Origin of the sequence: Micromonospora sp. NPDC049060, assembly GCF_040649055.1 — a bacterium.
Classification (GTDB): Bacteria; Actinomycetota; Actinomycetes; order Mycobacteriales; family Micromonosporaceae; genus Micromonospora; species Micromonospora reichwaldensis.
The window spans coordinates 57,035-70,177 of record NZ_JBEZEV010000011.1; the positions used below are offsets into that span (position 1 = coordinate 57,035).

Annotated in this window: 11 protein-coding genes and 1 pseudogene; 5 read left to right on the forward strand and 7 right to left on the reverse strand. The window is 75.6% G+C overall.

Features of this window, described 5'->3' with window-relative positions:
- Window positions 1-20: 20 nt before the first annotated feature.
- On the forward strand, window positions 21-893 hold the full coding sequence (locus tag AB0B83_RS07585) for a DUF72 domain-containing protein (protein WP_357577472.1): 873 nt from the start codon (window positions 21-23) through the stop codon (window positions 891-893).
- A 300-nt stretch (window positions 894-1,193) separates the two neighbouring features.
- Window positions 1,194-1,622, forward strand: a complete 429-nt coding sequence (locus tag AB0B83_RS07590) for a DUF2267 domain-containing protein (RefSeq protein WP_357577473.1) — start codon at window positions 1,194-1,196, stop codon at window positions 1,620-1,622.
- A gap of 127 nt (window positions 1,623-1,749) precedes the next feature.
- Here the strand turns inward: AB0B83_RS07590 and AB0B83_RS07595 are convergent, their stop codons facing one another.
- Window positions 1,750-2,529 carry a PIG-L deacetylase family protein gene (locus AB0B83_RS07595; protein ID WP_357577474.1) on the reverse strand — a complete coding sequence of 260 codons (780 nt, stop codon included), beginning with the start codon at window positions 2,527-2,529 and terminating at the stop codon, window positions 1,750-1,752.
- Window positions 2,530-2,742: 213 nt separating this feature from the next.
- On the opposite strand from AB0B83_RS07595, the gene AB0B83_RS07600 reads away from it, so the two are divergent.
- Window positions 2,743-3,030: a hypothetical protein gene (locus tag AB0B83_RS07600; RefSeq protein ID WP_357577475.1), complete on the forward strand. Its 288-nt coding sequence runs from the start codon at window positions 2,743-2,745 to the stop codon at window positions 3,028-3,030.
- Window positions 3,031-3,039: 9 nt separating this feature from the next.
- Window positions 3,040-4,308: a cupin domain-containing protein gene (locus AB0B83_RS07605; protein ID WP_357577476.1), complete on the forward strand. Its 1,269-nt coding sequence runs from the start codon at window positions 3,040-3,042 to the stop codon at window positions 4,306-4,308.
- 150 nt (window positions 4,309-4,458) lie between these two features.
- On the opposite strand, the gene AB0B83_RS07610 is transcribed toward AB0B83_RS07605, so the two are convergent.
- The 6 genes and pseudogenes from AB0B83_RS07610 to AB0B83_RS07635 form a co-directional block, all read right to left on the reverse strand.
- Complete coding sequence (locus AB0B83_RS07610; protein ID WP_357577477.1) at window positions 4,459-4,815, reverse strand: YciI family protein; 357 nt, start codon at window positions 4,813-4,815, stop codon at window positions 4,459-4,461.
- A gap of 119 nt (window positions 4,816-4,934) precedes the next feature.
- Window positions 4,935-5,600 carry a hypothetical protein gene (locus AB0B83_RS07615; protein ID WP_357577478.1) on the reverse strand — a complete coding sequence of 222 codons (666 nt, stop codon included), beginning with the start codon at window positions 5,598-5,600 and terminating at the stop codon, window positions 4,935-4,937.
- Window positions 5,597-8,269, reverse strand: coding sequence for an FtsK/SpoIIIE domain-containing protein (locus AB0B83_RS07620; protein WP_357577479.1), 2,673 nt, complete (start codon window positions 8,267-8,269; stop codon window positions 5,597-5,599). Before AB0B83_RS07620 ends, AB0B83_RS07615 begins: the two co-directional genes overlap by 4 nt.
- Window positions 8,270-8,594: 325 nt before the next feature.
- Window positions 8,595-9,608, reverse strand: a pseudogene (locus AB0B83_RS07625) (hypothetical protein); the annotation flags it as partial.
- Between the two features lie 9 nt (window positions 9,609-9,617).
- Entirely contained in the window at window positions 9,618-9,878 is a 261-nt protein-coding gene (locus AB0B83_RS07630; protein ID WP_089000636.1) for a hypothetical protein, read from the reverse strand.
- Window positions 9,879-10,011: 133 nt separating this feature from the next.
- Window positions 10,012-10,410 carry a hypothetical protein gene (locus AB0B83_RS07635; RefSeq protein ID WP_357577480.1) on the reverse strand — a complete coding sequence of 133 codons (399 nt, stop codon included), beginning with the start codon at window positions 10,408-10,410 and terminating at the stop codon, window positions 10,012-10,014.
- Between the two features lie 176 nt (window positions 10,411-10,586).
- Between AB0B83_RS07635 and AB0B83_RS07640 the strand changes: the two genes are divergently transcribed.
- Window positions 10,587-13,142 carry an ATP-dependent Clp protease ATP-binding subunit gene (locus tag AB0B83_RS07640; RefSeq protein WP_357577481.1) on the forward strand — a complete coding sequence of 852 codons (2,556 nt, stop codon included), beginning with the start codon at window positions 10,587-10,589 and terminating at the stop codon, window positions 13,140-13,142.
- Window position 13,143: the final 1 nt, after the last annotated feature.

Consider the following 13,143-nt stretch of genomic DNA (forward strand, 5'->3'; position numbering starts at 1 on the left):
GACCGCGGCGAGGTCGACCGATGGGTGAGATCAAGGTCGGCACCGCCTCCTGGACCGACCGGACCTTGTTGGACTCCGGCTGGTACCCGCAGACCGCCGACACCCCGGAGAAGCGGCTGGCGTACTACGCCCGCCAGTTCCCGCTGGTCGAGGTCGACGCCACCTACTACTCGCCACCCGCCGAGCGGACGGCGAGGCTGTGGGCCGAGCGCACCCCGGCCGGCTTCACCTTCAACGTCAAGGCGTTCAGCCTGCTCACCGGGCACCCGACCCGGGTCGGCGCGCTCTACAAGGACCTCCGGCCGGACACGGGGAAGAAGAACCTCTACCCGGACGACCTGCCGCCGCAGGCGTACGAGGAGGTGTGGACGCGCTTCCTCGCCGCGCTGGACCCGCTGGTCGAGGCGGGCAAGCTCGGCGCGCTGCTGTTCCAGTTCCCACCCTGGTTCACCATCAAGCGGGACAACAAGCAGTACCTGCTGGAGGTGGCGAAGCGCTGCGCCCCGCTGCGCCCGGTCTACGAGTTCCGGCACGCCTCCTGGTTCGACGGCGACAACGCCGACGAGACCCTCGCCTTCCTGCGCGAGCACCGGCTGGCGTACGTCTGCGTGGACATGCCGCAGGGGCACCGCTCGTCGGTGCCCCCGGTGCTGGCCGCCACCGCGGACCTCGCGGTGGTCCGCTTCCACGGGCACAGCGACAAGTGGACCAGCAAGGACATCCACGAGAAGTTCGGCTACCGCTACGCCGACCGGGAGCTGCGCGACTGGGCGCCGAAGCTGCGCGAGCTGGCCGACTCCGCCGGGGAGACTCACGTCCTGATGAACAATTGCTACCGGGACTACGCGCAGACCAACGCCGCGACCCTCGCCGGGCTGCTCGACGCGGACTGAGCCGGGCGGTTCACTCCGTCGGGGTGAGGGCCGCTCACCCCGACGCCGCGCAGCATGGGCGGTGTGTGCGGTCACCGTGGCCGCGGCAGGCGACCCCACGGAGGTGGCGGGAGATGACGGTTCGGGTGGTACCGGATCGGCGACGCGGCGCCGTGTTGCGCGTCGTCGGGTCGTCCGGCGAGGCCCGGGGTGCCCCGCGCCCCGCCCGGGTCAGGCCGACCCGGCAGCCGCGCGGCCCGGTGGGGCCGCCGCGACGTGACGACGACCGACGGTGGGAGACCGACGTACGGGGGTGGACAGATGGCTGAGCAGCTGCATTCCGCGTTCGAGTCCTCGATGGACAAGACCAACATCATCCTCAAGGACATCGAGCAGGCCTACGGCTGGCCCAAGGAGCAACGCAACCAGTCCTACTGCGCGCTGCGCACGGTGCTGCACCTGCTGCGCGACCGGATGCCGGTGCAGGAGAGCGTGGAGTTCGCCGCGCAGCTCCCGGTGCTGGTGCGCGGGATCTACTTCGACGGCTGGAAGCCGTCGGACGTGCCGATCAAGCTCAACCGGGACGACTTCCTGCTGGAGGTCCGGCAGGGCTTCCCGTACGACGCCGAGGGCGGCCCGGAGCGCGTGGTGCAGGTGGTGCTGGACACCCTGCGCCGCCACGTGACCCAGGGCGAGTGGGAGGACGTGAAGGCCACGATGCCCCGGGACCTGGCGAAGATCATTCCCTGACCCGCCGCACGTGCGCGACGGTCCGCGCCACCCAGCGGTGGGGCGGGCCGCGTGCCGTTTCACGCCGGCCCGCTCGGCGTCACCGCGCCCGTGCCCCGGTCCAGCGGAGATCCGGGCACGCGGTCCCTCACCAGAGGTCGAAGTGGAAGACCTCGAAGGCGGTGCCGTGGCGGACGCCCAGTCGGGTGCCGACGGGGCGGCAGAGCCCTTCGAGGAACTCCTCGGGGTCGAAGCTGCCGTCGCCCAGCCCGCTCAGGTACGCGTCGTGCGCCCGTAGCGAGGCCACGCCCCGCGCGAAGGTGTCGGTGACGTCCACCCCGTGCGCGGCCAGCGGCGAGGAGGCGGCCCAGACCTGGCGCACCCCGTTCCACGGCTCGATCCCGTCGGCGAGCTGCTCCGGGAACACCCACCGGTTGCCTGCGTCGCGGACGGCGTCCAGCACCGCCCGGCCGGTGGCGATGTGGTCGGCCTGGTTGAGGGCGTACGCACCGTCCCAGGTGTCCCGGAAGTTGTTGGTGATCACGATCTCGGGGCGGTGCCGGCGGACGGCCCCGGCCAGGGCGCGACGCAGCGGCACGCCGTACTCCAGGACACCGTCGGGCAGGCCGAGGAACTCCACGGTCTCCACCCCGACCAGGGCGGCGGACTCGCGTTGCTCCCGCTCCCGGACCTCCCTCGCCCGCGGCGGGGGCATCGCGTCGATGCCGGCCTCGCCGCTGGTGACGAGGCAGTAGACGATCTGCTTGCCCTGCGCCGTCCAGCGGGCGACCGCGGCGGCGGCGCCGAACTCCAGGTCGTCGGGGTGCGCCACGATCGCCAGCGCGCGCTGCCACTGCTCCGTCACCGGTTCCAGCGGGCGCGGCCCGGTCGGCTCGGTCATCGCCACCTCCTGCTCGGGCAGCACCATCCTGTCACCGTGGGCGCCGCCGCGCCGGGCGGCGCGAACCCCGGCGCGCGCCGCGACGTGCCTGCTGGCGGCCCTGACCGGGCGTGGCGAACGGCCGGTGTGAACCGGAACGGGCGTCTACGGTGGGGTTAGAGAAGATCGCGTGTGGGGTACCACCCGCTGCACGACGGACCCCGGCGTAACGGCGGGGCGGCACATCCCTAGGGAGCACCGATGGCACTCAACGACGACGACATGCAGACCAGCAGCGGTGGCGGCCCCGAGGGCCCGGCCGACGGCGGCGCGACCCCGGGCCAGCAGGACGGTGGCGCCGACGGCGGTGCCGACCGCGGTGCCGAGCGTGGCGCCGACCAGGGCGCCGACCAGGGCGCGGAGGGTCCCGCCGACGGCGGTGCGACTCCGGGCCAGCAGGATGGTGGCGCCGACGGTGGTGCGGAGGGTCCCGCCGACGGCGGTGCCACCCCGGGCCAGCACGACGGTGGCGCCGACGGCAGCGCCTGACGGATCGCCGTGACCGACATCGACCCGCCGGGCGGCGACGGCCGCCCGGCGGTCCCGTCCGAGGCCGCGGCCGCGCTCGCCCGCTGCGTGTCGGTCGAGCCGGCGAAGTTCGCCGCCGCCCACTGGGGACGCACCCCGCTGCTGTCCCGCGCCGACGAACTGCCCAACCGGGCCGGCTTCACCGACCTGCTCAGCCCCGCCGACGCCGACGAGCTGCTCAGCCGCCGCGGCCTGCGTACGCCGTTCCTGCGCATCGCCAAGGACGGCCAGCTCGTGCCGGCGGCCCGCTTCACCGGCGGCGGTGGTGCCGGCGCCGAGATCGCCGACCAGGTCCTCGACGAGCGGGTGCTGGAGCTGTACGCCGGCGGCGCCACCCTCGTCCTGCAGGGTCTGCACCGCACCTGGCCGGCCCTGACCGACTTCACCCGCGAACTCGGCACCGCCGTCGGGCAGCCGTTGCAGGTAAACGCCTACCTGACCCCCGCCGGCAGCCAGGGTTTCGCCACCCACTACGACACCCATGACGTCTTCGTCCTCCAGGTCGACGGCCGCAAGCACTGGCGGATCCACCCGCCGGTGCTGCCGGACCCGCTGGAGAAGCAGCCGTGGGGTGGCCGGGCCGACGAGGTCGCCGCCACCGCCGACGGGCCCGCCGCGCTGGACGTCGTGCTCGCCCCCGGTGACGCGCTCTACCTGCCGCGCGGCTGGCTGCACAGCGCGCAGGCCCAGGAGTCCAGCTCGCTGCACCTGACCGTCGGCGTCCGGGCGCTGACCCGCTACGCCCTGGTCGAGGAGCTGCTCGCCCTCGCCGCCGAGGACCCGCGGCTGCGCGCCACGCTGCCGTTCGGCACCGACGTCGCCGATCCGGACGCGATCGAGCCGGAGCTGACCGAGACGGTGGAGGCGCTGCGGGACTGGCTGCTGCGGGCCGACCCGGCGGCCGTCGCCGCCCGGCTGCGGCAGCGCGCCTGGCCGGCCGCCCGGCCCGCGCCCATCCGACCCCTGGCCCAGGCCGCGGCGCTGGCGGCGCTGGACGCCGACACCCGGCTCGCCCCGCGACCCGGCCTGCGCTGGCGGCTCACCCCACGGGGCGAGAAGGTCGCGCTGGTGCTGTTCGACCGCACGATCACCCTGCCCGCGTCCTGCGCGCCGGCCGTGCACGCCCTGCTCGGCGCCGGGTCCGTCCGGGTCGGCGACCTGCCGGGCCTGGACGACGACGCCGACCGGATCACCCTGGCCCGCCGCCTCCTGCGCGAGGCGGTGCTGGTCCCCGCCTGACCGGCCGGGGCGGTGCGTGGCTCCCGTACGAGTGGCCGGGCCGTGCCACCTGCGGCACGGCCCGGCCTGCGGGGGCGGGTCGTCCGGCGGCACGGGTCGCCACCGCGAGTCGTCCCGCACGGCTCCGGCACGCGCCGAGGGAGATCCGGCTCAGGCAGGGTCGATGGCGGCCGCCGGACGGACCTCGATCGGCAGGGTGGTCGCCCGGGACAGCTTCTCCGCCCAGCCCAACGCCGCGTCGAGATCCGGCACCGCGATCACGGTGAACCCGCCGACGTGCTCCTTGCCCTCGGCGAACGGGCCGTCCGTCAGGAGCGTCTCGTCGTCGCGGACCCGGACCACCCGCGCGGTGTGCGCCAGCTCCAGCCCGGCGCCGAAGACCCAGACACCGCTGCGGCGCATCTCCTGGTTGACGGCCTCGACGTCCCGCATGATCGGCTCGAGGAACTCCGGCGGGGGCGGGGCGTCCCCGTCGGGCTGGATCACGTTGAGCACGAAGTTCCGCATCGCACACTCCCTCTCGTCGAACGGCCGGCGTGACCCGGCCTCCTCCATCTACACGAACGGCGGGCGGCCGGATCGACGACGCGCTGCGGCAACCTTCCGGCCGATCGGGGAACGGTGGGTCAGCGGCCGGCGACGAGCAACGCGACCGTGGTCACCAGCCCGGCGACAAGCACGACGGTCATCGGCCGGGGGCCGAGCACGGCGTGCCGACGGTCGGCGAGGACCTTCGCCGGCACCAGACCGACCAGCGGGCCCAGCAGCGTCACCACCAGGGCCAGCACCGGCAGCCCGACGCCGAGCTCGCCGCCGTACCGCTCGCCCGCCGCCCGGGCCGCGCCACCGAGGGCGTACGCGAGCACCGCGCCCGCCACCCCGCACAACGCCAGCAGCGGGTGGACCGAGCCCGGCAGGTCACCCGGCTGGCGGGTGCGGTTGAGCAGGTCCCGCACGCCGGCCAGCAGCGGAGCCGGGTCGCCCGTAGCGCCGGGTACCGGCGCCGGTGGCCCGCCCGCCCGGCGTCCCGAGCCGCCGAGCCGGCCGCGCAGCAGTTGCCACAGGTCGGCGACCTCGGCGTCGACCCGTTCCTGCTCCTCGCGCGCGTCCACCAGCTCCCGCTCCGCGCGCCGCAGCTCGGCCTCCGCCTCGGCGACGGCCCGCTCGGCCGCCGCGCACTGCTGGGCGTGCCAGGTGTGCGCCTCGGCCCGCTGGACGCGCACCCGCGTGCTCAGCTCGGCCAGCCGACGGATCTGGGCCGCGTACGACTCACTGGTCACCGGCTCGTTCATCGCGCCGGCCCGTAGGGGATGATCACCTGGCCGGTGCGGTGCACCGCCCGATCGAAGAACAGCCCCCGCCAGGGGCGGGGATACCAGTCCGGGCCACCGGTGCCCGGATACAGCGACGAACCCAGCTCGCCGCCGTGCGCGTCCAGCGCCACCCAGGCGCCGATCTGGTCCGTCCGGGCCGCCGGCCCGCCCAGGTCGGCCCGCATCCGGGCGACGCCCCGCCACCAGGCCAGCACGTGGGTGCGCCGCTCCGGCCCGTCGTGCAGGATCCGCCGCAGTTCCTCCAGCCCGGTGCGCCGGCCGATCCGCGTGGCCAACGCCCCGGACGCCGCGTCGACGGCGAACAGCAGCAGGTAGTGCGGCATGCCCGGCGCACCGAGCCCCTCGGCGGTCTCGGCCATCAGCTCGCCTACCGTCTCCTCGTCGTACCAGGCGGCGTCGTCGGCGAGATCCTCGTAGAGGGACCGGGCGGCCGGGTCGGCGTCCGGGTCGAGGCAGGCGATCGAGAACCGGGCCGTGCCGGGGCGGTGCTGGCGGGCCAGGGAGCGGGCCGCCGCGTCGAGCACCGCGCACGCCTCGTCCACCCGGGTGCCGAGCACCGCCAGGTTGCGGCCCGGAGCCCGGGGCAGCCGCAACGCCGCCGAGCGGGACTGCACGTCGATGATCTCGCCGAGCAGCGCGACCGGCGTACGCGGATGCCCCGTCTCCGGCGCGGCCAGGGCCCGGAAGTCCGGCGCGTCGGCGAGGCGGGGGATCGCGTCGCCGTCGAAGAGCCGGGCCGGCGCGGCGTCCTGCGGGCGCATCCGCCACAGCCGGTGCTGCAACTCGCTCCACGTCTCCCAGTCGCTGGCCGACGGGATCCGGGCCACCTGGTTGCCCTCCGCCATGCCGGACTCCGCGTTGACCACCGCGTGGTGGCGCGGCAGGGACTGGGCGGCGTCGTTGCGCTCGGCGAGGATCCGCAGCGCCTTCGGCAGCGCGATGCGCAACGTGAACTGCGCGACCAGGGCCGGCCGTCCCCACAGCGCCTCGATGCCGCGTACGTCCTGCGAGGCGAGCACCAGGTGGATGCCCTGGGACCGGCCGCGCCGGGCCAGGTCCTCCAGCAGGTCGGCGGCCTCCCGGGCGACCACGTCCCGCCCGGCCAGCAGCATCTGGAACTCGTCGACCACCGCGACGATCCGCGGCCAGTGCCCCGTGGGGTCGACCGCGCGCAGCTCGGCGAGCTTGGTGACCTCGTGCTTCTTCGCGGCGTCGGCCCGCCGCCGCAGCTCCTCGGCGAGGAAGCGCAGCAACGCCAGGCCGAACTCCCGGTCGGTGTTGACGTTGATCCCGACGAGCCGCATGTGCGGCAGCCAGCTCGGGTCCCGCCGGCCCTTGGCGAACCGGGCGAAGGAGACCCCCTCCTTGAAGTCCAGCAGGTAGAACTCCAGCTCGGCGGGGGAGTAGCGGGCCGCCAGCGCGCCGATCCAGGCGAAGATCAGGTTCGTCTTGCCGGTACCGGATGGGCCGCCGATCAACGCGTGCGGCGGGTAGTCGCCCAGGGTGAGCAGCACCGGCCGGCCGTGCGGGCCCTCGCCGATCGGGGCGGTCAGCCCGGTGGCGGAGTCCTCCCGCCACATCTGCTCCACCGGCGGCAGCAGGTCGGTGAACGGGGTCGGGGCGGGGCCGGCGTTGACCCGCGCCGCCACCTCCCGGCAGGTCTCGGTGACCAGGACCGGCGGGGGCGGCGGATCGAGGCGTACGGGCAGGCCGTTCGGCCCGCCGATCCGGGCGCCGTCGGCGTACGCGCCCACCCGGGTCACGGTGGGATCCTCGGGCAGCGACACGCCCCGCACCACCAGGTGCACGCCGCAGGCCGCCCCGGTGCGGACCACCCGGTCGAGTTGGCCGCGTTCGTGCCGCGACAGCTCGTCCCCGCCCAGCAGCACCGCCACCCGCCACGGCTCGGGCCGGCGACCGGTGGCGGCGGCCAGCTCGCGCAGCGAGACGTACTCCCCGGCCAGCACCGTCTCGTTGATCCGGCGGATCTGCTCCACCAGATCGTCGAGGAGCCGGGCCAGCCCGCCCGGGCCGACGAAGGTGAGCAGCCCGGCCGTGCCGAGGGGGGCGAAACCGGCCAGGCCGCCGCCCAGGTGCTCGGGGTCGTAGCCGACCAGCCGTACGGCGCCCGGATCGGCGCGCCCGACGCCGCGCAGCAGCAGCGCCGACACCACCGCGTCGCAGCCCTCCCGGTCGTCCCCGGTCAGCTCGACGTGACCGGCGTCGAGCAGCGGCACCAGCGCCGGCACCGGTTCGGCGCCGGGGATGCGTACCGTGCCGATGCGCAGCGCGCCCGGCGGTTCGGCCCGCCGGGTCGGGGTCGGGCGCCACCGCGTCCAGTCCGCGGAGGCCGCCCCGGGGGCCTCCCGCTGCGCCGCGTCGGCCGCCCGCCGGGCCAGCTCCGCGATCCGCGCGGCGTGCCGATCGTCGATCTCGGCCAGCCGCCGGTCGCGCTGCGCGCCCACCCGCTCCGGTACGACCGACGCGGCCCGCCGGACCTTCGCCAGCCGCTCCCGGGCCGTGGTCAGCTCGGCCTGCGCGCTGGACAGCCGGGTCCGGGTGGCGCCGAGGGCCTCGCCCAGCATGCCCCTGACCCGGGTGACCAGCTGGCTCCGCCGGTCAGCCATCGACGCCCCGCCCGCGCGGGCCCGGGGTGCCACCCGACGCCGGCCGGCCCGCGGGCGGGCTCGACCAGACGCGGCCGGCCGATCCGGGCCGTCCCGCGGCGCCGTCGGCGGCCGGTCCACCGCGGCGCGCGGACGCGCCGCCATCGCCCGTCGACCCGCCGTTGCCCGTCGACCCGCCGGGCCGGCCGGCCGCCGCCCGGTCCGGTGCCGAGCCGGACTGGCCGGGTGTCGTCGTCCGGTCCGGCTTCGGGGTGGCCTGGCCGGCGGTCGCCGCCCGCGCCCGGGCCGCGCTCGCCTGGTCGTGTGCCGCCTCCGCCCGGTCCCGGGCCGCCGCGACCCGCTCCCGCGCGGCGGCCACCCGGCCCTTCGCGGCGGCGGCGCGTCGCTGCCACTCGGCGTCGTCGGCCCGGTCGCGGGCCGTCTCCGCCTGCCGGTCCCGCTCGGCGGCGGCGCGTCGCTCCCGGGCCGTCTCGGCCTGCCGGGCCCGCTCGTCGTCGGTGGGCAGGTCCCGGCCGAGCCGGGCCAGCAGCACCCCGGTGAGCACCCCAGCGGTGACGGCCGGGTCGGCGGCGTGCGGCTGCTCCGCCTCGCCGCGCCGGGGCGGGGGCATCCGGCAGATCCGGGTCAGCAGCGTGTCCAGCACCGCGGGTGGCAGGCCGGGCAGCAGGTCCCGCATCCGGCCGTCCAACTCGCGGTGCAGCCGTCCGAGGTCCTCGGCGCGCGGCGGGTGCCCGAGCAGCTCACCGGCCAGCTCGCGCAGCAGCGGCGGGGCGACCGCCGCGAGGCCGAGGCCGACGTCGGCGTGCGCGCGACGCAGCTCGGTGTGCAGCCGGTCGCGGTCGCCGGCGCGGACCCCGCCGACGACCCGGCGCAGCAGCTCCCGGGCGTCGTCGACCTTCTCGTCGGGCTGCTCGGGCGCACCCTCCCGGCCGCCCGTCAGCTCGGCCACCCGTACCGCCCACCAGCGGCGGGGCGTCGCGTCGGCGGCCGGCTCCGGCGCCGGGCCCCCGGGGGCCGCCTCCCGCGGCGCGTCGTGCGCGGGCCGGCGCCGTTGCTCCTGCGGCCTGGGGGCGGGGGAGCCGTCGGCGGCCAGCCCGATCGCGGCGAGGTACGCCGAGAGCTGCTCCTGCGCGACGCGCAGCGCGTAGCCGGCGGTCTCGGCGTGCTCGGTGGCGGCGGAGAGCTCCGGCACCCCCATCGGGTCGGCCGACTCCTGGCGGACCCAGCGCAGCCGCTCGGCGGCCAGCCCGAACTTCTCGAGCGCCAGGGCCAGCTGCGCGAGCGGCAGGTCATCGGCGGCGGCGCGGACCTGCGCGCCGACGTCCTCGACGATGGACACGGCCGAGCCTCAGAGCGTCGCGACGTAGAGTTGCGCCTGCTCGACGGCGACGAGTGTCGCGGCGAGGCACTCCTCCAGCTCCTGGCTGGCCTGGGTCAGCGAGGACTGGGCCGCCTCGACGGTCTCGTGCCCGCTGCCCTCCAGCGCGCCGGCCAGGGTCTGCTGCGCCTCGGCCAGCTTCTCCCCGGCCGCCTGCACGGCGCTCTGGCCGTCGCCGATCTGTTGGAGCGCGACATCGATGGCTGCCTTGAGCTCGGCGACGCTCGCCACGGCGAAACCTCCTGGGGGCGGGGAGGCCTCCATTAGAGCCTATCCCTCACGGTGAGAGAACATCCGCCCTGTCAGTGTTCCTGCCCCGCTGACCGGTTGTCGACCGGAAGCGCCGCTAGTCCGATTGACGGGACTACCCGGGCGGGGCCGGCCGGTCCCGCAGCCAGCGCGGCCCGTACACCTCGGCACCCTGCGCGACGACGCGTTCCCGCAGCTCACGATCGGCGGTGACGACCAGCCGCCGGCGCCGCGGCGCGGCGGCGACCAGGTCGACGACGGCGTCGTCGCCGGACCCGGGCGCGGCCACCACCCGGACCTCGGCAGTGCCCGGCACGTCCCGCGCCCGGCCCTCCACCACCAGCACCACCTCCACCGGGGGCGGCAGCTGCGGGGGCAGCCCGGCGGCGGCCACCGGGGCCAGCGAGTCGCGTAGCCGGGCGGTCGCGCCCGCGCGGTCCCGCCACCAACCGTCCGGGCGGGACCCCACCACGTTGGCGGCGTCCACGATCAGCAGCGGCATCGTCGGCTCCATCCCGCCAGCCTCCCACCCCCGGCCTGAGGTGCAAGGAAGGGACCCGTTGACAAGGGGCCCGTCCTCACACCTCGCCCGAGGGCCATCGTGGCGGGGCGCGGCGCGGTGGTGGCGTTTGTCGGGCGGACCGCCGGGTAGCCCCTGGCGACCGTCGCGCCCGACTGCGGAGGACAGACATGATGGGACCCGGTGACTTCGGCTCCGACCCCTGGGACGAGTTCCTGGCCCGGTACTTCGGCCGGGGCGAGGGTGGGCGCCGACCCGCGCACCGGGTCGACATCACCCGGCTGATGACCGCCGACGCCAGGGAGATGCTGGCCGACGCGGCCCGCCGGGCCGCCCAACGCAAGAGCACCGACCTCGACACGGACCATCTGCTCTGGGCCGCGCTGCAACGCGAACCGCTGCGCGACCTCGTCCGGCGCGCCGGCGCCGACCCGGACACGCTGCTCAACGCGCTCGGTGGGCGCGGCGACGGCGCACCCAAGGGCGAGGTGCCGCCCAACCTGTCGCTCACCCCGGCGGCCAAGCGGGCGCTGCTCGACGCCCACCAGCTGTCCCGGGCGATGGGCGCCAACTACATCGGCCCCGAGCACATCCTGATGGCGCTGCCGCTGAACCCGGAGTCCCCGGCCGGCCGGATGCTCGCCGCCGGCCGGATCCAGCCCGAGTCGTTGCAGGCGGCCAGCGCCGAGCGCGGGCCGATGACCGGGCCGAAGCCCGACCGCGGCACGCCCACCCTCGACCAGTACGGCCAGGACCTGACCGACCTGGCCCGCAACGACCAGATCGACCCGGTGATCGGCCGGGCCGACGAGATCGAGCAGGCCGTCGAGATCCTGTCCCGGCGGACGAAGAACAACCCGGTGCTGATCGGCGAGGCCGGCGTCGGCAAGACCGCGATCGTGGAGGGCCTGGCGGAGCGGATCTGTGACGGCGACGTGCCGCAGACGCTGCTCGGCAAGCGGGTGATCCAGCTCGACCTGGCCGGCCTGGTGGCGGGAACCCGCTACCGGGGCGACTTCGAGGAGCGGCTGAAGAAGGTCATCGACGAGATCCGGGCGCACCGCGACGAGCTGATCGTCTTCCTGGACGAGATCCACACCCTGGTCGGCGCGGGCGGGGCGGGCAGCGAGGGCGGCATGGACGCCTCGAACATGCTCAAGCCGGCGCTGGCCCGGGGCGAACTGCGGGTGATCGGCGCGACCACGCTGGACGAGTACCGCAAGAGCATCGAGAAGGACGCGGCGCTGGCCCGCCGGTTCCAGCCGGTGTTCGTGCCGGAGCCCACCGTCGACGACACCGTGGCGATCCTGCGCGGGCTGCGCGACCGCTACGAGGCCCACCACCAGGTGCGGTTCACCGACGAGGCGCTGGTCGCCGCGGCCGAGCTGTCCGACCGGTACGTGACCGACCGGTTCCTGCCGGACAAGGCGATCGACCTGATCGACCAGGCAGGCGCCCGGGTCCGGCTGCGCACCCGCACCCCGGCGTCCGACGTGCGGGAGCTGGAGACACAGCTCGAGGAGGTACGCCGGGACAAGGAGCAGGCCGTCGCCGACGAGCAGTACGAGAAGGCGTCCGCGCTGCGCGACCAGCTCGCGGAGCTGGAGGAGCAGATCCGTCGGGCCCGGGGCGACGAGGGCGGCCCGTCGCAGGTGCCGGCCGTCGGGCCGCAGGAGATCGCGGAGGTGGTCTCCCGCGCCACCGGCATTCCGATCAGCCAGCTCACCGAGGAGGAACGCGACCGGCTGCTGCGCCTGGAAGGCCACCTGCACGAGAAGGTGGTCGGCCAGGAGGACGCGGTCACCGCGGTCGCCGAGGCGGTTCGCCGCTCGCGTGCCGGGCTGGCCGACCCGGACCGCCCGATGGGCAGCTTCCTCTTCCTCGGGCCCACCGGCGTCGGCAAGACCGAGCTGGCCCGGGCCCTCGCGGAGGCGCTGTTCGGCGAGGCCGACCGGATGGTCCGGGTGGACATGAGCGAGTTCCAGGAGCGGCACACGGTCAGCCGGCTCGTCGGCGCCCCGCCCGGGTACGTCGGCTACGAGGAGGCCGGTCAGCTCACTGAGGCGGTCCGCCGCCGCCCGTACGCGGTGGTGCTGCTCGACGAGATCGAGAAGGCCCACGCCGACGTGTTCAACATCCTGCTCCAGGTGCTCGACGAGGGGCGGCTCACCGACAGCCAGGGCCGGACGGTCAACTTCAAGAACACCGTACTGATCATGACGAGCAACCTCGGCTCGGAACTGATCACCGGCGCCCAGCGCGCCGTCGGGTTCGGCACCGGCGCGGAGGGCGGCGAGCAGGAGCGCGACGAGCTGCGCGAGCGGCTCATGCGCCGGCTCCAGGAGAACTTCCGGCCGGAGTTCCTCAACCGCATCGACGAGGTGATCATCTTCCGCCGGCTGGAGGCCGAGCAGCTGCGCCAGATCACCGGCCTGCTGCTGGAGGAGACCCGCCGCCGGCTGCACGCGCAGGACATCCAGGTCCACTTCACCACCCCCGCCGTCGACTGGATCGCCGAGCACGGCTACCAGCCGGAGTTCGGCGCCCGGCCGTTGCGCCGGGTCATCCAGCGGGAGGTGGACAACCAGCTGTCCCGGATGCTGCTGGAGTCGGCGGTCTCACCCGGCCAGAAGATCACCGTGGACGCCCGCGACGGGCGGCTCGCCTTCGACGTGACGGCCGGCGAGCGCGGCTACACCCCGGCCACGACGTCCCATCCCCGATGAC